Source organism: Alicyclobacillus sp. ALC3, from assembly GCF_028751195.1.
Taxonomy (GTDB): domain Bacteria; phylum Bacillota; class Bacilli; order Alicyclobacillales; family Alicyclobacillaceae; genus Alicyclobacillus_L.
This window is the reverse complement of record NZ_CP066784.1, coordinates 4,216,381-4,235,081: the sequence shown is the minus strand read 5'-3', so window position 1 is coordinate 4,235,081 and position 18,701 is coordinate 4,216,381. Positions and strand designations below refer to the sequence as shown.

General features: G+C 54.4%; 23 protein-coding genes. 1 reads left to right on the top strand and 22 read right to left on the bottom strand.

The features are described 5' to 3' along the window. Nucleotides 1-26: 26 nt before the first annotated feature. From JC200_RS19705 to JC200_RS19600, 22 genes are all read right to left on the bottom strand, one after another. Nucleotides 27-683: a cytochrome c biogenesis CcdA family protein gene (locus tag JC200_RS19705; protein WP_274433409.1), complete on the bottom strand. Its 657-nt coding sequence runs from the start codon at nucleotides 681-683 to the stop codon at nucleotides 27-29. Then, nucleotides 680-1,180, bottom strand: a complete 501-nt coding sequence (locus JC200_RS19700) for a thioredoxin domain-containing protein (protein WP_274433408.1) — start codon at nucleotides 1,178-1,180, stop codon at nucleotides 680-682. The genes JC200_RS19705 and JC200_RS19700 overlap by 4 nt, the downstream gene beginning before the upstream one ends. Before the next feature lie 12 nt (nucleotides 1,181-1,192). Continuing rightward, a complete protein-coding gene (locus tag JC200_RS19695; RefSeq protein WP_443111839.1) occupies nucleotides 1,193-1,528 on the bottom strand; it encodes an ArsR/SmtB family transcription factor in 336 nt (111 codons plus the stop codon). Between the two features lie 5 nt (nucleotides 1,529-1,533). After that, entirely contained in the window at nucleotides 1,534-1,809 is a 276-nt protein-coding gene (locus JC200_RS19690) for a hypothetical protein (RefSeq protein WP_274433406.1), read from the bottom strand. Nucleotides 1,810-1,942: 133 nt separating this feature from the next. Then, nucleotides 1,943-2,320, bottom strand: coding sequence for a tyrosine-type recombinase/integrase (locus JC200_RS19685; protein WP_274433405.1), 378 nt, complete (start codon nucleotides 2,318-2,320; stop codon nucleotides 1,943-1,945). Nucleotides 2,321-2,626: 306 nt separating this feature from the next. Beyond that, entirely contained in the window at nucleotides 2,627-3,133 is a 507-nt protein-coding gene (locus JC200_RS19680) for a prepilin peptidase (RefSeq protein WP_274433404.1), read from the bottom strand. Between the two features lie 77 nt (nucleotides 3,134-3,210). Continuing rightward, nucleotides 3,211-5,655 (bottom strand): hypothetical protein, encoded by a 2,445-nt coding sequence (locus JC200_RS19675; RefSeq protein WP_274433403.1) that lies wholly within the window; start codon nucleotides 5,653-5,655, stop codon nucleotides 3,211-3,213. A gap of 1 nt (nucleotide 5,656) precedes the next feature. After that, a complete protein-coding gene (locus tag JC200_RS19670; protein ID WP_274433402.1) occupies nucleotides 5,657-6,169 on the bottom strand; it encodes a hypothetical protein in 513 nt (170 codons plus the stop codon). After that, the gene (locus JC200_RS19665; protein ID WP_274433401.1) at nucleotides 6,166-6,621 is read right to left on the bottom strand and encodes a hypothetical protein; all 456 of its coding nucleotides are present in this window, start codon (nucleotides 6,619-6,621) and stop codon (nucleotides 6,166-6,168) included. The genes JC200_RS19670 and JC200_RS19665 overlap by 4 nt, the downstream gene beginning before the upstream one ends. A gap of 71 nt (nucleotides 6,622-6,692) precedes the next feature. Continuing rightward, nucleotides 6,693-6,989 carry a hypothetical protein gene (locus tag JC200_RS19660; RefSeq protein ID WP_274433399.1) on the bottom strand — a complete coding sequence of 99 codons (297 nt, stop codon included), beginning with the start codon at nucleotides 6,987-6,989 and terminating at the stop codon, nucleotides 6,693-6,695. 22 nt (nucleotides 6,990-7,011) lie between these two features. Continuing rightward, nucleotides 7,012-7,203 (bottom strand): hypothetical protein, encoded by a 192-nt coding sequence (locus JC200_RS19655; protein ID WP_274433398.1) that lies wholly within the window; start codon nucleotides 7,201-7,203, stop codon nucleotides 7,012-7,014. A 69-nt stretch (nucleotides 7,204-7,272) separates the two neighbouring features. Continuing rightward, nucleotides 7,273-8,085, bottom strand: coding sequence for a type II secretion system F family protein (locus JC200_RS19650; protein WP_274433397.1), 813 nt, complete (start codon nucleotides 8,083-8,085; stop codon nucleotides 7,273-7,275). A 13-nt stretch (nucleotides 8,086-8,098) separates the two neighbouring features. Next, nucleotides 8,099-9,010: a hypothetical protein gene (locus JC200_RS19645; RefSeq protein ID WP_274433396.1), complete on the bottom strand. Its 912-nt coding sequence runs from the start codon at nucleotides 9,008-9,010 to the stop codon at nucleotides 8,099-8,101. A 13-nt stretch (nucleotides 9,011-9,023) separates the two neighbouring features. Further along, the gene (locus JC200_RS19640) at nucleotides 9,024-10,334 is read right to left on the bottom strand and encodes an ATPase, T2SS/T4P/T4SS family (protein ID WP_274433395.1); all 1,311 of its coding nucleotides are present in this window, start codon (nucleotides 10,332-10,334) and stop codon (nucleotides 9,024-9,026) included. Beyond that, nucleotides 10,334-11,107: an SAF domain-containing protein gene (locus tag JC200_RS19635; RefSeq protein ID WP_274433394.1), complete on the bottom strand. Its 774-nt coding sequence runs from the start codon at nucleotides 11,105-11,107 to the stop codon at nucleotides 10,334-10,336. Before JC200_RS19635 ends, JC200_RS19640 begins: the two co-directional genes overlap by 1 nt. Beyond that, nucleotides 11,104-12,342 (bottom strand): ParA family protein, encoded by a 1,239-nt coding sequence (locus tag JC200_RS19630; protein ID WP_274433393.1) that lies wholly within the window; start codon nucleotides 12,340-12,342, stop codon nucleotides 11,104-11,106. Before JC200_RS19630 ends, JC200_RS19635 begins: the two co-directional genes overlap by 4 nt. Beyond that, nucleotides 12,320-13,477, bottom strand: coding sequence for a P-loop NTPase family protein (locus JC200_RS19625; protein ID WP_206652346.1), 1,158 nt, complete (start codon nucleotides 13,475-13,477; stop codon nucleotides 12,320-12,322). Before JC200_RS19625 ends, JC200_RS19630 begins: the two co-directional genes overlap by 23 nt. Before the next feature lie 173 nt (nucleotides 13,478-13,650). Continuing rightward, the gene (locus JC200_RS19620) at nucleotides 13,651-15,312 is read right to left on the bottom strand and encodes a hypothetical protein (RefSeq protein WP_206652345.1); all 1,662 of its coding nucleotides are present in this window, start codon (nucleotides 15,310-15,312) and stop codon (nucleotides 13,651-13,653) included. Nucleotides 15,313-15,389: 77 nt separating this feature from the next. Next, nucleotides 15,390-15,806: a hypothetical protein gene (locus tag JC200_RS19615; protein ID WP_274433392.1), complete on the bottom strand. Its 417-nt coding sequence runs from the start codon at nucleotides 15,804-15,806 to the stop codon at nucleotides 15,390-15,392. A 1,042-nt stretch (nucleotides 15,807-16,848) separates the two neighbouring features. After that, on the bottom strand, nucleotides 16,849-17,307 hold the full coding sequence (locus JC200_RS19610) for a hypothetical protein (RefSeq protein WP_206652343.1): 459 nt from the start codon (nucleotides 17,305-17,307) through the stop codon (nucleotides 16,849-16,851). Continuing rightward, the gene (locus JC200_RS19605; protein ID WP_206652342.1) at nucleotides 17,304-17,471 is read right to left on the bottom strand and encodes a hypothetical protein; all 168 of its coding nucleotides are present in this window, start codon (nucleotides 17,469-17,471) and stop codon (nucleotides 17,304-17,306) included. The genes JC200_RS19610 and JC200_RS19605 overlap by 4 nt, the downstream gene beginning before the upstream one ends. Further along, on the bottom strand, nucleotides 17,437-17,733 hold the full coding sequence (locus JC200_RS19600) for a helix-turn-helix transcriptional regulator (RefSeq protein ID WP_274433391.1): 297 nt from the start codon (nucleotides 17,731-17,733) through the stop codon (nucleotides 17,437-17,439). The genes JC200_RS19605 and JC200_RS19600 overlap by 35 nt, the downstream gene beginning before the upstream one ends. 160 nt (nucleotides 17,734-17,893) lie before the next feature. Between JC200_RS19600 and JC200_RS19595 the strand changes: the two genes are divergently transcribed. Beyond that, the gene (locus tag JC200_RS19595; protein WP_206652341.1) at nucleotides 17,894-18,499 is read left to right on the top strand and encodes a helix-turn-helix domain-containing protein; all 606 of its coding nucleotides are present in this window, start codon (nucleotides 17,894-17,896) and stop codon (nucleotides 18,497-18,499) included. Nucleotides 18,500-18,701 lie beyond the last annotated feature (202 nt).

The following is an 18,701-nucleotide window of genomic DNA, read 5'->3' as shown; positions in this document are numbered from 1 at the left end:
CGATAGTGTGTCAAGATGAACCCCCCTTAGTTTGATAAAAACGGAAACCAATACGCAATCAAGTAAATCCCAGTAGCCAACGTAATGAGACCACTGAGTCGTCCCATCCACCGTGCTCCGGAGCGCACCCATTTCATCACCACTTGCTGGGATAGGGTCGCACCAATCGAAATCGCCGTCACGACGATTCCCATACCCAGGGCGTAAAGGATAAAATCCCACATACCTTTCCCAAATCCACCCGCATGGAAAGACGAGAGCACCAATATCGCAAATAGAGGTAAAGCACATCCTAAGGAACCAAGTGCGAAGAGGATGCCATACAGCACAAAGGAGACCTTTGATCCCTTACGTAGCTGCCGGTTGCCTCCGAGATGAAATGCGAGGAGGTTCTTCCCGAACATCATTAAAATGCCTACCACCGTAAAAAAGATCCCGACAAAAAAGGCAATCCAAGCAATGGCCTGTCCAAGAACATTCGCGAACACCATGGAAACAAGACCAGCAACGGTGAAAATCATTAGGAATCCTAAGGTCATGAGTAGTCCGGCCCATAGACCATCCACGGAACGTCGTTTCTCTCCTCCGAGCAGATACACTACATACGAAGGGAGCATCGCAACTCCACATGGATTAAATGCCGCAAGCACTCCCGCTGTCAACACTAAAGGAAGGCCGCTCATGAGGATAGCTCCGTCTCAATCGTTTGTGCGGAGGGGGCGATTCCTTTATAAATTACCTTGTTGTGAAAGAGAATCACTACCGTATCCAAGTAGGATATCTGGTATTTTTGAATCAGTGACTGATTTTTGTCGATCACATGTGGCCAAGTTGCGCCGGTCTGTTTCATAAATCCTTCTAATTCCGACGGAGTATCTTGAGGCTGCACATCCACAGAGATAACGTTGGCATGAATGTGTGGTAGGTTTTTGACGAGCTTCATCTCCCCTGTGACACAAGACGAACAGCCAAGCGCCATAAAATACAGAAGCGTCTTCTGATTGGGGTTAATCGCAATCGGCTTTCCTGTAATCGTCATCAAGTTCAAATGACTGGAAGATGTACCTGTAGAAATAGGGGTAGTTGCTTTAGGTTGGGGCGACTGTGGAGAGGGAGCACCACACCCGGACAAAAGTGCAACCAGAGCAGTGGCCAGAAGCCCTAAACGAAACTTACTCAAACGAATCACTCCTTACATCCGTGTACAACTGCGGATTCGCTCTGCATTATCAGCTACAATAGATTTTGCTAATTCCATCAAGGTTCTTACCCGTTCGTCCGAAACTCGATAGATGACATGCTTGCCGTCCTGCCGAGAGGAAACATACCCGCACCACTTTAGACAGGCTAAATGGTTTGAAACTTGTCCTTGAGAAATCCCCAGTAGTTCAACCAATTCTCCAACACTACGTTCTCCATCCAAGAGAATTTCCGTGATCTTATACCGAATTGCATTGGATAATCCATGAAAGAACTTCGCGTAAAGTTCTGTTTGAAGATTCTCATCCCCTGAAAGAAAAAGTTGCAAGAGGGTCACCCTTTCCGATCTAGTGTCGAAGTCATACAGCAAGACTTCTCAGAGTCGCTCTTTTTTCGAAGATTGGTTCGTACGAGTAAAAATACCCCTGCTGCAACGATGATAATCCCGATAATCCAATCTTTCATGCCGATCAAAAATGCTCCCGTCGCGGTTAGACCGATTCCAATCAAGAGCACCGGCAGGGCACAACATGCAATCAATAGAAAAGCCGGTATACCCAGCACCAACCAGGTTCCGAGACCGGTCTGCTCTTCTTGCGATGGTTTCACTGAATATCACTCCTCTGTTACATATTTTAATATTTTAATATTTAAATATGTAGTGTCAAGAAGGAGGTACGAAAAGTAAGTTATATGAATACAGAAGAATTAGATCGCGGCCCCATCATTATGAAGGAACCCTTCAGACATTATCTATGACAAATGCGAAAGGCTGCCAAACCGAGTAACGTTCGGTGACAAACAGGGCCGCATCCATATCGCCTCGAAAATTGAGATACCTCTGTAGCCATATGTGGGCCTTTGAGCCAAAGTACACCTCCCGCTCCTTGTTGCCCTTCCCGATGACGTTCACACAGCCGCGCTGCCCGTCGATGGCACTGCGATTCAGCTTTTGGACCTTCCCCACCCGACATCCTATGGTAAAGAAAAACTCCATCAGCGCCTGCTTCAAGATACTGGTGCAGGAATCCCGCAGCAGTTCAAGTTCATCCATCATGAGCGCCTTTGGTACATGCTTGCCAAGCTTTGATTCCTTCAGCTTCACCGTTGGATCGCGCACAAGGAGATCCTCTTCTAACGGTCACTTGAATAGGATCTTAATGGCCCGTACCTTATGCCGGAGACTGCTTGGCTTCATATGCATGTGCTCCTGTTCATGTCCCCGTAGACGTTCTAATGTGATGAGGTCCATCTTCGACATCGCCGATGTCTCGAATCAATAGATTGTGTTGAACCTGGTAAGCCCGGATGGTGTAGGGCAAAAAACCCTCCTGTGCGCGGAGGGCTAGATAGCGGCTTGACGCATCAGACAATCGAGAAGAAGCCTCCTTCAGAGACGCAATCAACGATAGGCCGCATTGTTCCTTTATATGAGAGACAAGGCAGCAAAGAAGAGAATCGACGCCATCAGAACGAAGACAGCCACGGGCAGGCCCGCTTTGGCATCCATTTGTAGCCGCCGAACCCCGATCTTCTTTATGATGGTGCTGTAGACCTTGGCCACCAGCATGGCCAGCCACCAAATCACAAGCGTGGGCAGCACGCCCAGTGCTGCCCCATAGACCATTGCCATTTTCCAGTCGCCCTGTCCCCATGCCTGATAGACTGTGGGCAAGAGCATCACGAGTCCCGTGAGAAACACGGCAACAAATGCACTGATGTATGCCCAAAACCAAACTTGTAATCCTAGCAAAACCACCAAACCCGCGAGATTCCACGTGTTGGGGATGCGGCGTTCTCTTATGTCAAACCATGCAGCGAGAACCGTGAAGACAAGCAGCGTCAGCCAAATCACCTGAGCGTGAAGTGTCCATGGATTCTCTATCATCGTCGAACTACCGAACAGTGCCTGCAAAACAATCTTCGAGACCAAGCTCCCACCTCCCTTGTGGTGCCGCTAAGACGTATCGATTCGACGGTGTTCATCGCTGCGGCGCGTCAATGTTGCGTCTACTGCAGATTGCCCACGAGGTCATTCACCGGTGAGAGATCCCAAACATTAGATATTCCGTCTGGCCCTGCACTCCACTGAATGTTCTGCTGTTCTGTCGAGTCAAAGATGAGCGTCCCACCGTTCTGAATCCAGGTATCGATCTGCGGCATGACCTGTTCGAGGTTCTGCTCAAACCAACCTGCCTGCACCGCATCCACCACAATCGTTCCATACTGGTTCATATCCGGGATATTCGGTGTGGAAAGGGTACTCACCGCCGCACTTGGCACCGCCTGTTTGATGGCGTTCACCGCCTGTGCGTTGCTGCCCCAATTTACGCCGTCGTAGAGTAGTAAGATCGGCTTTTTGGCAGGTTCGAGAAAATCGTGGATCATGTTGTTCCACTCTGTTGTTGCCCAACTATCCGTGCCGTAATAAAACTCGACCGTCTGCGTGTCGACCAGTACCTGTCCGTCTCCATACCGGAAATAGGCTGCCGTTGGCTGTGAACCATTACTGGCCAGAATCTGCGCGTTTTGCGGAAGAGAGGTGAGATACATATGCGAAGCCCAATCCCCACTCCACTGTGAGGGCATGCCGTTCATGATGGGACCGCTCACCAATTGGTTGCTTACGACAGGTACGGTCGTCGTCGTGGATGACCCTGCTCCCGTTGCGGTGATCTTGTAGATACCGGGAGTACCCGGTGCTGTAAAGGTTGCGGTAAAGTTCCCCGACGCGTCGGTTTGGACCACCGTAGGCTGTATCGTACCTCCCGTTACCGTAAGCCTCACCGTTTGATCCGCCACCGGCTGTCCGTTCGAGGTGAGCCGACCCTGTACCGGATAATGCTGACCGACAAGTGCTGCACTCGTCTGTTGCTCATAAACGGGTTCTGCAGTTCCCTCTTGTAGGATGTATTCCGTTGCAGCCGTGTTCCACGATGAGGGAGTGGACTCTATATACCCTGTACTCTGCCACGCTGACGGATCCGCTGTAGACGCAAGGACCTTCCCACTCGGATCTGTCATCTTCAGGTCCATAAACGCGGGTTGCAAGCCAGCCCCAGCAAATCCATCCGTGTTCAGGCCTTCGATCACGACGTCGTTTTGCCCAGGTTTCAGTTGAACCGGGATCTGTTCGGTGTTACTTGAAAACATTGGAACCCCTGCAAACTCGGAAGCGCTCGCCCCGTAAGACCCGTTGGACATCGCGACAGGTCTGCCGTTCACGTAGATGACTTCAAAATCATCCACCCATCCGTCAGATACAGCGTCCGGAAGGCTGATTTGGGCGGTTTCCGAAGTGGGTACGGTGACCGTGGTGTGGTCAAACTGCACGCCGTTTGGAAAGTCCGGGTTTTGCCCCACCCAAAAATTCATCGCCGAGTCTTTGTTCCAAAGCGTGTGTGTGCCACCGGACACAGCTTGCGCCGGGTAAGGGAAGTTCATGTTGATGGGAAGCTGGGAGAAGGCGTAGAACGGAAAGTCTGTCACATCGCCATTCCATGGGTTCACCGCGCCACTTGGTAAACTCAAGTTTGGCGTCGGTACGTTCACCTGGAGTACCAAGTGCGGGTTTTCCACTGTGAACGTCATGTGTTCAGTTACGCCATCTGCCATGACGGTAACCGACACGATGCCACTTGTGTTTGCCGTACAGGGAATGGAGAAATGCCCCGTTGGGTCTGTGTACACCACATGTTCGTTCGGGTTGTCCGTATACGCTGTGCCACCGAGCTGACCAGAGGTCACGGAGACATTCACCGCTTGATTGGCCAGCGGCTGTCCGGTAAAGGTGACTTGTCCGGTGATCGTTGTCTGTGCACCTGCGACAAGGTCCGAGAGCGGGTTCAGCGTCAACGATGGCAACGGAGCACTCGGTGGATAAAGGACCTGATAGTTTCCTGTATCACCGGTTTGTGGGTTGGTCACCTGGATCGTTAACGCGTCGCCTGACGCAAATACCCAGCTCCCGTTTCCATCCGACCAATGACTCACATCCGACTGCCCATATCCGGCAAACCCACTGATCTCAATCCGGTCATTGCGCCAGAGCGAGACGATGGGCTGTACGCCGTATTGACTGGCGTCGCCTGCGACCCATCCGCGCATGGCATCCGCAATCGTGGTTGATGCGTTCCCGGGCGCCGGTGGGTTGCCGAATCCATACCCGGAGATGACGAGCTGCGGACCCCACGTTGACGTCTTCCAAGACAAAGACGTGATATGCGGATCGACTGCACCAGGAATAATCGGGACGTTCGTATCATTCGCCCATCCTGAAACGTACGGTGTGACGGACGGCGACTGTCCCCATAGCACCTGCGCCATCTTGGCATTTGATTTGACCCCGGTTGACGTATTGTGATTGAGGCTTGTCCACGCCGCCGGAAGAAATGCGACCGTCAGAACCCCAATGCCAAACAGTGCCCAAAGTAGCATGCGTGTTTCCCTTTCCATCTCAAGATCCCCCCTCTCCCACAACCTTGTATTCCACTGGCACCGTGACACTCATGGGTACAGAGACTGCCTGTAGACCCGGAACGCGCTCCGCCGCGCCCTCTAGAAAAACCGGCAGAAACAATCCTGTCCCGATCACTGTCACGCGGTTTCCTGTCACAGATGTCTGGCAATTGAGGTTCTCGAACACGTTGTTCAGGTGCATATCCGCTACTTCCATGGCAAACGTCTGCTCTGCCGCAGATGCATAGGACCCATCGAATGTCCATCCCGCGGACGTCAAAAAGCCCGTTCCTGAGGCGGTGACAGACTGCGTCACGTTGTCCTGTGCAGCAAGTGCAGCGGCGGTCGTGGCTCTGCGAAGTTCCGTCCCGGCTGCAAGGCCGGACGCGATCCAAGCGAGGATGAGAAGCAGGATCATGCCCACCGTCACGGTTAGAAACGCAAAATTGAGACTGAACGTGTAGGCGTCTTCTCGCGACAACCATGTCGAAACTCGACCCGTAGCCTTCATCCGGATCCCACCCCCGTGTACTGTACTTCATTCCATAAGGATGCCGATGCGGTCATGGGGATGGTTGCCTGAAGCACCGGCCCGCCGAACAAAGTGAGTGCCCGATCAAAAGGGACAGGGGCGTTGTATTGAATCACCACATCGGAGTTTGAGGACGTCGGCGTCGCATTGATCGCTACCCCGACTTGCTGACTCCCGTCTGGGGTCACGGAAACTGACACGAGGGTTTGCCCGTTCCACGAAGTCGGGACGTGTTCTGCAGCCAGGTCTGCATTAACTTCGTTTTGTACCGCGTTGATACTTCCCGTAATGGCGTACACCCGGGCCACGTCTTGTGCGATGGCGTCCATTTTCAGCTTGGTACTGACAAGAGGCGGCGCGAGCATCACCATGACGGCCACAGCAAAACTGACGCAGATGGCAAACAGTGTGGTAATCAGGTTGCTCGGCAAAGAGATTCACCCCCAAGAAGAGAACTGAGGGGCAGACCATTTTCGCCTGCCCCCAAAATCACTGTTTTACATTAAGGTGCCTTGTAACCGCCGCTTCCCACGGAAGACGTTCCCACTTGGAGTGTTCCGCTCTCCGCTTGTTGCGCCAGTTGGGTCAAGCCACTTTGCGAGGACAGGCTGGTCGAGGCTGTCGTGACCCCGCCTTGGGCCTGTGTCAACAGGTGCCCGATCATGAAATAGGCAATCCCCGCGATGAGCGTCACGGCAATGATGCCGACCAGCCACCACAGACCACGGTTCGTATTCTCTTCCGCCGTATTGGCGTCTGTGGCCATCATCCACGTTATCGCTCGTTTCCACTTGTTCATCGACAATTCGCCTCCCGATGATTCAAAAAAGGTTGGTTAAGTCTTTGACCATGGCTTGCAAGTCCCCGGACAGCGCTGCCCAAATGAGCCCTGCCGCAACGAGTACCACGACCGTTGAAAAGATCCAGAACCCGACCATGGTCACGTATTCGTCCATGATGCCTCCATCATCTACCTGCAGAAAACGCCAAACCTGCCTCAGGACGTTTGTCACACGCAAATCACCTCCCCTCCAAGCATCGCTCACAGACACACCGCGTGGGTGCCAGGCGGGTGCCAGCGATTAGCCAAGGCTCCATGCGCTAAACAGGTGCAGAGCAAACGTGAGCATGGCGTAGATCGCAAATCCAAAGCCCGGCATCGCAATAAGTAGGGTGGCGTACATGGCGACCTCGAGTTGCACCTTTCCGTAGCGTTCGGCAGCAATTGCGTCCCGCATTTTCATATCGAGTTGAATGCTGCGAAAGAGCGCGTCGGCGACCGGAGTGCCGTTTCGTTCCGATTCCGAGACCAAAGAGGACAGTTCACGGAGTTGCGACACACCCGTTGAATCGGCCAACGCTTCGAGCGCGCCCGGCAAGGTGGCCACTCGTTTCTGGGCATTCACCTCACGGAGCTTGTCCCGTATGGGTGCGTCGAGGCGCTCTGCCAAGGTCGCGAAAGTGTCGGACAGGGTCGCTCCCGCCCGCATGAGAAAGGCGATCAGCATCTCCGTGACCCGCGTTTGCTTCGTCAATTTGCGAATATGGGCACGAGCGGATAACCGGGAGTAGAGTAGTGGAGTCGCAAATATGGCCGGGATGAGAAACAAGAGGGCCCACACTCGCAAGAGAAGCGCGCCGGCAGTGACGACGGCCGAGGTGAGGATGACCACCCGTTGCCAGAGTACGGCCTGATCGGGGGTGCCGAGCGCTGCCGCCTCTCTCGTGAGCAACGTCCTATAGGAACGTGCCCTTGTGCGCCTTGATTTCACTGGAGCGTCGCGCAGAACGCGCTGACGAAATTCCTGCCAGGCGCGGGTGCGCCACTGCCAAAAACAAAACCACGATAGGGTGACGAGTGTGCCGAACCCGGCAGACATCCAAGTCAGATTCATTCATCCTCCCCTCCTATGCTTCGATAACCTGGCTACGGCTGGTGATGAGGTACAGCCCCGTCGTCATCACCGCGAGCGTGACCCAGAAGAAAAACCGTGTAACCTCGTTCATGTACGGTGCGGCAAACGGATACGCCACAAGAAAACTGCCCGCCAACATGCCATAGAACCAATACCCACCTGTTCGTTGATGGGCCGTCTCCGCCCGGATGCGGCGGAGATATTCAAGTTCTTTTCCCTGGATCTCCGCCATGTCGAGCCAGAGTTGGTCGATTGGTACGTTGTACTTTTTTGCTTCACGTGTTGCGAGTGCAAAATGCGCGATGTCCTCGATGCCAAGTCCATTTGCCCAGTGGACGAACGCGTCTTCGGGTGTCGCGAACTGAGGCGATGCCATCAGGTGACAAAGGTTCATGAGCCGGGTACGAAGGGGCGCATAACGAACCGCTTCAGCCATCCGTGCCAGCGCATCGTCCAGACGACCAGTTGCGGAGAGGACATGCACCCCGCGCTCCACCCCCTGGCGAAGAAACGCGTTCAGGATTTCTTCCCGACGGCGACGTGCCAAGCGTGCCCAGTAGCGTTCATACAAGAACAGGGAAACACCGATACTCAGCGAGACCGCGAACAGGATGAAGTAATGGAGCAACCAAGTGATCGCGAAACAGGCCAAAAAAAGAACCGCGACATGGACAAGCGCGGTTCGTTCCGTATACGATTTGTCGAGGATCCGGTAATACGCGACAATCCGGTTGAAATACCCCTCTAAGAGGCTTCGCTTCTTGCGTTTCGTGGCGCCGTCCGCCATCACATCCCTGAATCGCGCCCGCCATTCCACGTTTCGTAGTTCCCGCCCGAACAGCCAGAACACGACAGCGAGCGCCACGGATAACCCAAACAGTCGGGTATAGAGTAGCCCGTTCATAAATACCACCTCTTTACGAAGCGATGCGATACAAACGCACCGCTTCCTGGTTTCTGGGTAACGTTACTTCGATGCCCTCCACACCCGCCCGTTCCCGCATCGCGTCCGTAACACCGTGAAAGTGGAATGTGTCGGTCGTCGCATCATAGGTCATGATCGGCTGCCAACGCAGCGCGCGCTCCGTAAAATCGAACCCGAGAATTTCACCGATCTCTGTGATGCGTTTGCCAAAGCGCGTGTCTCGGAGCGTGAACACGAACCGGATCTTATCGCCCATCATGCCAGCCATGTTGAGATACGACGCCCGGGATTTGGCACCATCTGCCGCCTCTAGCAGGAACCGGGTCAAGACACCTTCGACCCCCGAGTGCAATCCCACGTGACTGTGAAACGTCGTCCCTGTTTGCCTACGAACAATCAGGCTCATGCGCAGGAACAGATACGCAATGTCGGCGTAGCGCACTTCCCCGATATACTCGTTGTCCGCGTTCATTCGCAGTGAGTTGATGAGGTTTCGGGCCATATCGATCCGGCCCTTCCCCTCGTGGTTCTCCGCACGGTCAGTAAGCCGGATGGCCCATTCGCAAAGCGGCGCCATTTCCGGGAGTTCCTCGATGATCAGGTTCAATTGCCCGTTCGGGATGTCGCCCGTCATCGCGTTCATCAAGGTTGTCTTTCCGGATCCCACACCGCCAGATACAATGAAGCTGTCCCCGAGTTGCATCATCAGTCGGACGAAGGCCCGCGTGTCCGCATTCAACAGGCCAAGGCTCACGAGATCATCCAAGTTGAATGGATAAATGGGCTTTCGGATACTCACAATCGTTCGTGGTACCGTCACGATCCGACCTTCATCGTCCCGGATGGTATAACGCGTACCCGGGCCACCCACGACGTTCATGCGGTAGCCCCCACGAAGAATGGCATCCGTGAGCGGATCGGATTGTGAATACAGGTACGGCGTACCGTCCAATTGTCGGTCGATGAATTCGCCGAGTGAGAATTCTGATGCAAAGTGCGCATCCGGAACTTCAAACTTGCGACCGTTTCGCTGCACCAGGGTCGTTGTGCCGATGACATGCACATCCGTGACCAGCGGGTCCTCCATCACCGACTGCAGGACATCAAACCGAAACCAGGTATTGAGTAAAATCGTAATGACCTTTTCCCGAGATTCCACCGGCACAAACGTATCTGGTTCGGCGCACAGGCGATACAAAAACGCGTACATGTCCGTGCGCGTCATGCCTGGTTGTCGCAGCCTTGAATGGTGCACTACAACGGTCTTCAACTGTTCGATGTATCGATCCACTGTGTCATGCATCAATGACCACCCCCTTGTTGCGTCTTGGCCGCGCCGTTCGAGGCACTGGTCTTAGGCGGGGATGTGGTCACGTACGTGGCGGGAGTCGAGGTGCCGGACGTGGGTGAATCAGGGAGTGAAAGGGGCGCGGAGAGCGGGATGGAACCGGGTGCCGAGAACGAGTCGTTTTGCGGAATCAGGGCCACCTGCACGCTGTTGTTCAGAACCGCTGGAGCCAGTATCCGGTAGTTCTTTTCACTGACAAAGATGAGCAGTGCCGTCGGCGTTCCCCCTTTGGCGGGCACAAGGACGTTCAGCACAGGGACCGGTTCGATCGTCGTCAGTGTTTTCGAATCCCCGTTTTGCTCTGGCACCAAGAGCGCAATCTGCTCCCCAGGATTGACCACCGACGCCAATGGCGTCTGGACAGGGAGCGACATCAGCATGCCCGTCTGGCCAGTACGCTCGGTGTACTGCGTCAAAAAGGTCGAAAAACTGCCGCCAGATGGGTTTAGGTCCCCGGCCGTGACCGGATCGCCTTTCGGGACGGAATAGGAAAGGTAGTGGCCGACCACCGTCGATTCGTGGGTGGCCAGTCCTGCGATGCCACTGGTTTTCGGCACCGTCACGGTCGTGACATCGGCCTTTGAAATCCGTGTATACGGGTATAACGTTTGGGTCGCGACCACGACCGTTTCCGTGTTCAGTGCACGGTGAAGCGCCAGCGATCCAATGACACCGGCCAGCACCGCGCACAGCACCCCGAGCCCGAACGAAAACGTACTTTTTCTCACTTTGACATCACCTCCCGGATCTGACCGATCCTCAACTTTGGCCGCGGACGTTTTGGTGTCGGGGAAATCCGGAGCGCACCGAGCAGATGGTCCATCGCATCGGATACCTTCTTGCTCCCGGCAAGCGGCGATGCGGTCATCAGGTCGCGGTACAATCTGTGGTCTTCCGGAATGTATACCCGATCCGACGGAAGGTGCGCTTCGTCGAGCAACCGAATCGCACGCCTGTGTTCGGAAACCTTTTTCCGGATCCGGTTTACTGCCACGACCACGCGCTCCGGCGTCTTCATGTGCCGGACCAACTCGTACTCCTCCAGGAATCGTTTGAACGCCATCCACTCCGGTGTCATGACAAACACGGCACGGTCTGCGAGTCCGAGCGCCGTGTAAGTAGAAACGGCGGATGGACTGGTATCGATGAGCGTGAAATCGAAGTACCGACAAAACTGGTGAACCACCTGACGAAGCGTCCTGTCATCTAGTCCATCCCGCACCCGACCACTCGGCAGTAGATACCAGTCCTCGACCGCAACGAGGGATTCCTTGAACGCGGTCTCATCCATTTGCGCGGGCAGTCGGGTGAAATCATCCGTGGTCATCGTGGCTGACTGGTGATGAATGGCGAGCAGATTCCCTTTCGGATCGAGATCGATCACACCGACCGACACGCCTTGCTTGGACAGGGATCGGGCCAAGAGCGCCGTCAAGGTGGACTTGCCCACACCGCCCCGTGCACTATGAATGCAAACGACCCGTCCACGCATCGCCGCTTCCGGGTCGTCAGGAGGTTGGTCGGACTCCTTTTGTACCACTTCGACATCCTGTTTTCGGGGACCGTTCCGCTTGAGAATCGCCTCTAGAGGGGTCAACGGCGGAGATGGATCGACCTGTGTCCCTTCTGGTTCTTCGGCTCGAATCCATCGTCTCAGGTATTCCATGGGAAGGGGGTACGTAACCACATCCACCCAGCCCCGTTCCTTCGCGATCCGGTATGCGGAATCGTGCTCTGCTGTGGAAGTCGCGTAAATGCAGGGGCAGTGAAGACCGGACGCCCGCAACTGGTTCAGTAGATATTCGGGCCAATCGCGGCCGACAACCACCAGGTTCACCGCACTCAGATCCACCTGCGCCAATTGGTCCTCGTGATCCACCGCATGGAGCAAAAGACCCGCTCGTTCGGCTGCCGAACGGGACGCCGCCTGTTTGATGCGATCAAGCTCCAGCAACAAGATCATGCCGATCACCTCCATCCACTCTCTGCCGGTTCGGGTCCATGAAGCTCGTCGAGATCCGCTCGACCATCGGAAGAAACAGGTTTGCGAAATATGGATCGAGATCCACGAGCGAAGTGCGCATCCGCATGGCGTGAAACTGGCGTGGTTCATGGGGAATGCGGACCATCGGCAGCGGAGAAACATGGGTAGGAACGACGCCCGCCGAGTCGTGATTCACGATACACAGCACACGGTCGAGGAGACCGGCCTGGTTTTGCAGGGGTCGCAGGGTTTCCGCGATGCGATCCGCATCAGGCCATGTTACGACCAGGATGAGATCAATGTCTGACAGTGGCGTGTCCCCGTCTAGCCTCGTGTCGAGAATCACGCGATAACCCTTCGGAGGATCGATTGCAAAGATGTGGGAGGATAGGGACTCCTCGCACCAGCGCTTGATGGTGGCCACATTGTCCTCCACCACCGCTGCAGGAAGTTCCCGACCATGGCAAAGACTCGCCAGTTGCAAGGCGACAAAACTCTTCCCGCATCCCGGATCACCGAGGATACGGACCCGCAGCGGCATGGGATCCGGCCAAACAAACCGGCGCACAGGACGAGAATACCGGTTATCGGCTCGGTCCGTTTGTGAGGTTCCGCTCACACCCGGCTGGAGAAAGGTATCAAAACGGGCCAGTTTCGCATCGTCACCTTCTACGAGGGGTTGCCAGACAATCGGTTCATCTGCTCCCTCGAACACATCAATGAGCTTAGGTGGATCTCCAATTGGGCCTTCATCACGGTGCAGATACGCCGCCACGTCCCCCTCTGACCGGCCATGTGCGAGCAATGTGTCGAGTTCTTGTAGCACCAACTCGTCTCCAACAAACAAAAAGTCGTAGATACCCAGAAGGCAAAGCTCCCGCTTAAAATCGTCCGATTCGTGTTCCACCTGCCCGATGAACACAACACGCGCACCCGATTGACGCACACGCCCCAGCGTTTGTAAAAGCGTATCGCGCTGTGGAAACATCCACTCGCCTACGACGAGGGTATCGTCGGTGCGAAACTCAGTTTCCTGAATCTTGCCCACGTATGCGAGCCAAACGCTGGCTTTGAAGCGATCCCTGAGATCGATAGGAAAAGCTAAATACAGCAAAGTCCATTCTCCTTTCCTGCTTGGATTGACGAGGGTCCAACAATATGAGCTCGTTGATGAAGTACCCACCTCCTATTACGGCCAAGGTATCACGGCAAAGAGGACGCTTGGTGCCACGCGAGTGCCAGCACCGGATCATCGCCCGGAACGCTCCCCTGTTCTTCTACACCGCGCTACGATCTGGGAATCACGGTTTGCAAAGTGATTTGTCCATTCGAGCCAAGCTGCGGAAGAGGCGCAACTGTATAGGGTTCATTCCAATTTGGCTGTGTTTGTTCGTAGCTGGCGGAGGCATCCGGGATCTGGTGAAGAAAGTACCACGTCGGATTGCCGAGCATTTGGGCGAGATCCGAGTTTGTCCACGTAACCAAGGAACCACTTGACGTTGTAAAGGTAACCGTAGCGGCTAGCCTTGCGGCGGTTGCCGGGTCCCCCGTCAGGTTCCATGCTGTCAGTTGCGAAAAGGAATCCGGTGTGCCGGTCGTGGCGTACTTCGGAATGGATGTGTAGACAAAACCGTACTCCGTGGCGGGCGGCGGGTATCCGTGCCCCGAGGGATCCCAGACCGGTACATCTCCCTGGTTGAAAACCGTCGCTGGCAACAAGGCAAACCCTTTTGTCCATGTGTTCACTTCCCGGTTCGGGTTGGTCAGTTCGAAGGCAACCACGGCATCCGCTGGCATGTCGTGTGGCGACCCTGTCCATTGCAGCCGAAAGGAGAGCCCCCCACCTACGCGAACATACACCGCAGGTGAGCGAGCCGGATTCCCAAACGTGGGCAAGGCCGGGTTTCCACCCACGGTGGATCCGTCCACACCCGCATCGTTATTCCCTTGGGAAGCCGAGGGGTTCGTCGGGGACCAGACATTCCCTGGTTGGCCTGGATCGTAAAAGAGACCGGTGACCTGAAAGCGGCTCAGATGGAGGGGATAGTCGTGTGTATAGGTCCTGGGTTCATCGACCCACGTCTCTGTTGTACACCCGTTTCCATCGGTGCCTTGTTGTAATACCCAGTTGGTATCCGTCCACGTGAGCATCTGGCCGCCCGAACCATCCGGAGACCAGTTGTACGAGAGAACCCAGTTCGGTGGCTTTGGTGGAATGGTCGGCGGCGGACACGTTGAGCCCCCTGGGGGTGGAGGTGGCGGTGGAGGGGGTGGGGTCTTACCCGTGGGGATGTGCACGGTGCCTTGGTATTCCTGTTGCCACTCAAACGTTTTAACGGTTTTCTTATACTCCAACCACACACCCTTCCGATCAATGTTGTACTCCACGGGCTGCCCGTCCGTTCCATCCGATACCCAGTAGTATCCTCTTGGTGTTTTGGTTAACCACGGATAATCCGACGCTGGCTGGGGATGACTGTCCGCCCAATGAATCGCGACCAACGTCCATCCCGTCTTGTCCGGATTCGGTCCATAGTAGTCCGACGGCCTGCGCGGTGGGTCCGCGTATCCATACGCGCCATTCCAGTAGGTTGTGGTGTTGTTCGACATGTAGCCGAGCCGCGTATGATCCACCGGATCATAATTGACGTTGGCCCCGTTGGAAATGGAAGTAATCGTCTGCACTTGGGATGCAATAGGTTGGGGTGAACCGTGTTTCGGTATGCTGAAGGTATAGGTCTGGCCTGAGGCAGAATCGTAATAAGTGACAGTTGTGGTGGCCGGGAAATGGGTCTCCGATGCCGATGGAACCCACTCCTCGGTACTGTAGCTGGTGAGCGTGACGGTTTTGGTGGTGCTCGCGCTGGCGATCAGGCCACTGTTGGGCGCGACCATCGTTGCTGCAACTGTGGCGACGATGAAAAGGCACTTGAGGATGCGTTTCGTCATGTCCACTGGATTGCGGACACAAAAAAACCACGCTCAGAGCGCGTGGAATGATGTGCCCTGCCTCCTTTTCAGGTGTTTTAAGAAGCGGGGTTTGAGTAAAGTTGAAAACCAACGTCCAGAAACGCGACAGTGTAGCCTTCCGTTGAGGTGTCCCAGGTAACCGCCCATCGGCTATAGAAACTGTCGTCTAAGACCGCTTGGCCATGCGCTTGCCATTCCCGGGCTATCACGTCATCGCTCAGCACCTTTGTTTGAAATGCAAATACGCCAACGTCGTTTACGTGATACGAGTACGTCTTGCCGTCCCCGTTGTTCGCCGTCGTCCACACCGCGTTCCAGGGTGGCAAATCCAGAATGCTCGCTTTCGCAGCACCGGGCGTTACTTTGCCTTCTGCGACCTGTTCGACAAGGCCATCAAACAAGGAACGATTCGGTCCGGTATAATTCTGATCCGCATACGGGCTGTTCAGACGATCGGTCCAGGTCGTGTCCATTCCCGACGGACGTGTCGAGGTCGTTAGCGCATGACTACTTCCCGAACTTGTCGAATGCTGGGCAGACGCAGTGCTGGATGTTGATGAAGGCGCCGTGGATGTAATTCCATGGACGCCATTGTGACTTTTCGAATTCGTACTCGTCGCATTTGCCTTGGACGTTTTGCCTTTGGACGTCGACGCACCGCCCGTCGTGAGGCCCTTCGTGGACGAATTGGTATGGCTTGAATGACTATCTTTTTTCAACTGGTTGCCAGTTCTAGAGCTCGGTTGGCCCGCCTCGGAAGACCTGCTTTCCATCGCTGTTGTGTTCCAACTCGGGATAACCGAGTCCGTCCTATTCGTGGTCCTGTTGGTCACATTTGCAGGCGTCGTAGAATCTACAAGCGCATGATTCGTACTTGCTGAATCACATGCCGTTAAAAGCCCCACGCTAAGAAACAGAATCAGGACTGCGGTTGGCAGTCGCTTCATTTTGCATGATGCCTCCTCTGATTTCTGTTTTTTCAACTCCTTCACCTCCCATTTTCGTTATGGCAAGCCTAGCATGTAAATCGAGCCCTCAAGTGCCATCTGAGTGCCACGTATATGCCCCGAGTTCCTCTTCCCACTACGGCCATCTTTCACTGTCGGCACTCGTTTGTCACGCCCACGGCACCATGTGCATCAGTCCAGTCCATATGATGGAATTACCAAGATGCTCCTCATCCGTTAGGAAGAGATTCCCTCCACGCTTTCAGTAAGGAAAGCCCATCCATAATGCGGACCCGGAGCCAATATTCATTTCGTTATCATCCCCTCGACAAGGAGGTGAACCCCCAATGATTCTGCTTCCCCCATCAGCACAACCGCGGCAACGGGAGGACGATGGTTCCAGTCCTACCAAAACCTTCACGATGCATCTTGATTCCGTCGTACTTTCAGTTTCTTGCAACCGCCCCTCGACTACTGCCGTCGAGAATTTCACAAATACCTTGCATGAAATTCTCCTGAACTTACTGGATGATTCGTCAGAAGCCAAGAACGAAACCGAAGTGTCTCCTCAGTGATGCATCGTGACTTGTGTTCCTGTGTCCCAGATCGGTGCCCCGTCTCCCCCAAGCGCTTCGTACACTTTTTCAAGCACAGTCACCCGTTTGCGAAAGAACGCCCGCCGAGAGAGGAAAAGGGTTTCCCATGCAATGGCGTTGTTCTTCTTTTCAAAGTATTTGAGCCGTACGAAGGCCATCTCTTCCTCGGTCAATACAGATAGGGCGTTCTCGAGCAGGCGGATCTTGAACTCAAGCGGCTGAATTTTCTCCTCCTCAATCTCCATCCGTCTCTCGACGGCGTCGTAGGTGGTATCGCTTTGTTTACCTTTCGCGAACGAGGCCACCGCCACAAACTCATAGCGCATGTGTGGATAATCCTTCAGTTGAACGCGCAGGCTACTCAGTTTCCGCTGCCACATGGGATAGGCATACAACCACGTTTCGATTTCCTGCATTTGCACCTTCATCATGTACGATCCGCCCACTTTGTCTGGCGCAATCGCCGATGCACCCGTCGAAATGAGTCTTGACGCATGAGTTTCTCGTATTCGTATTGCTCTGTCGGATAGCGTCGCTTCGCTTCAACCTCTTTCTTCGCATCATCCGTGTTTGGATACGGTTTCTTCTTCTCCATCACTCAACACCTCCGTTCTCGCATGTTCACTTTTGTAAACATTATCGAGATAAAAAAGAGCGTCAAACGGCTTGTCCAACGCACGACAAAACTGTTGGGCTGCTTGTGGACTCGGATGACTGATGCCTCGTTCCACTTGACTGACATATCCGACACTGTAATCCACGGCTTCGGCGAGATCTCGTTGAGACAATCCTTTCAAGACACGAGCACGTGTAAATGCAAGCGATTTCACCCGAATGCGCCCGATCCGTTTCGACACGATACCGCCTCCCCATCTACATTTGTGTAACCCCATCATAATTCCTGAATCTTCCCATTGGCAATCACAACTTTGTTCACTTTTGATAACTTTATAGTGTACTTTCTTCACGAGGGGTGGTATCATCGGCACAGAACATGAAGGGTGTGGACGAGCTACGATGGACCAGGGGTTTGGAGCATGGCTGCGTGAACAGCGAAAAGAGAAACGCTTAACGCTGCGCACCGTCGCAGCACGAGCGAAGATGGGGATTGGCCACCTTTCGCTACTGGAGAACGGGAAACGAAAGCCCAAGGTGGAGTCGCTCACTCCCTTGGCCTTGGCGATCGGTGTGCCATACGGCGAAATGTTGCGAGCAGCGGGGTATTTGGACGATCGTAACCTTCTGTTTGCCCATCGACTGCGGAGCGTCCGTATGGAGCGCGAGATGGATATAGCGGAGTTGGCGGCTGCGTGTGGATTGACCCCAAAGACCATTCAGCGATGGGAAACCGGCCCCGACCAACTCCCCAGTCGCAAGTCTCTTGAACGCTTGGCGACTCACCTTCAGGTTACGCCCGATTACCTGCTTGGATTAGTGGATCGCCCAGAGGTCGCCGCATTGGATCTTGGAGCACTGCTGGAGCAAGAAAACGTATCTTACAACGGTATTCCTCTGACGCCAGACCAGAGAGACTTTGTTCATGACCTCATCCGTAAAGTCCTGCATCTTTCCGCTTCAACCCCATCGTCTTCTGATTCAAACCAGGACAAAGAGACCACCTGAGTTCTCTTGTCGACCGTACTCAATTTCAACGATACTATTCCGGCCTGCGATTTTGAACGTTGCTCGCTGTTAATCGTTCGCCGTATGTTATGCGCCTGTCATAAACGGGTAGCAGCATTAACCATTGTCCATCCACCGATTACTGGACGGATGCGTGGTCCGGAAGCCCGACAGCGGACTGAAGTGCGAACTATTGTTTCAT

Coding starts and splice junctions, on each gene's coding strand:
- JC200_RS19670 (WP_274433402.1), bottom strand. CDS start 6,169: ATGAAGGCTACGGGTCGAGTTTCGACATGGTTGTCGCGAGAAGACGCC.
- JC200_RS19640 (WP_274433395.1), bottom strand. CDS start 10,334: ATGCATGACACAGTGGATCGATACATCGAACAGTTGAAGACCGTTGTA.
- JC200_RS19610 (WP_206652343.1), bottom strand. CDS start 17,307: ATGATGAAGGTGCAAATGCAGGAAATCGAAACGTGGTTGTATGCCTAT.
- JC200_RS19660 (WP_274433399.1), bottom strand. CDS start 6,989: ATGAACAAGTGGAAACGAGCGATAACGTGGATGATGGCCACAGACGCC.
- JC200_RS19650 (WP_274433397.1), bottom strand. CDS start 8,085: ATGAATCTGACTTGGATGTCTGCCGGGTTCGGCACACTCGTCACCCTA.
- JC200_RS19620 (WP_206652345.1), bottom strand. CDS start 15,312: ATGACGAAACGCATCCTCAAGTGCCTTTTCATCGTCGCCACAGTTGCA.
- JC200_RS19645 (WP_274433396.1), bottom strand. CDS start 9,010: ATGAACGGGCTACTCTATACCCGACTGTTTGGGTTATCCGTGGCGCTC.
- JC200_RS19605 (WP_206652342.1), bottom strand. CDS start 17,471: ATGGAGAAGAAGAAACCGTATCCAAACACGGATGATGCGAAGAAAGAG.
- JC200_RS19615 (WP_274433392.1), bottom strand. CDS start 15,806: ATGGACACGACCTGGACCGATCGTCTGAACAGCCCGTATGCGGATCAG.
- JC200_RS19705 (WP_274433409.1), bottom strand. CDS start 683: ATGAGCGGCCTTCCTTTAGTGTTGACAGCGGGAGTGCTTGCGGCATTT.
- JC200_RS19630 (WP_274433393.1), bottom strand. CDS start 12,342: ATGATCTTGTTGCTGGAGCTTGATCGCATCAAACAGGCGGCGTCCCGT.
- JC200_RS19675 (WP_274433403.1), bottom strand. CDS start 5,655: ATGGAAAGGGAAACACGCATGCTACTTTGGGCACTGTTTGGCATTGGG.
- JC200_RS19595 (WP_206652341.1), top strand. CDS start 17,894: ATGGACCAGGGGTTTGGAGCATGGCTGCGTGAACAGCGAAAAGAGAAA.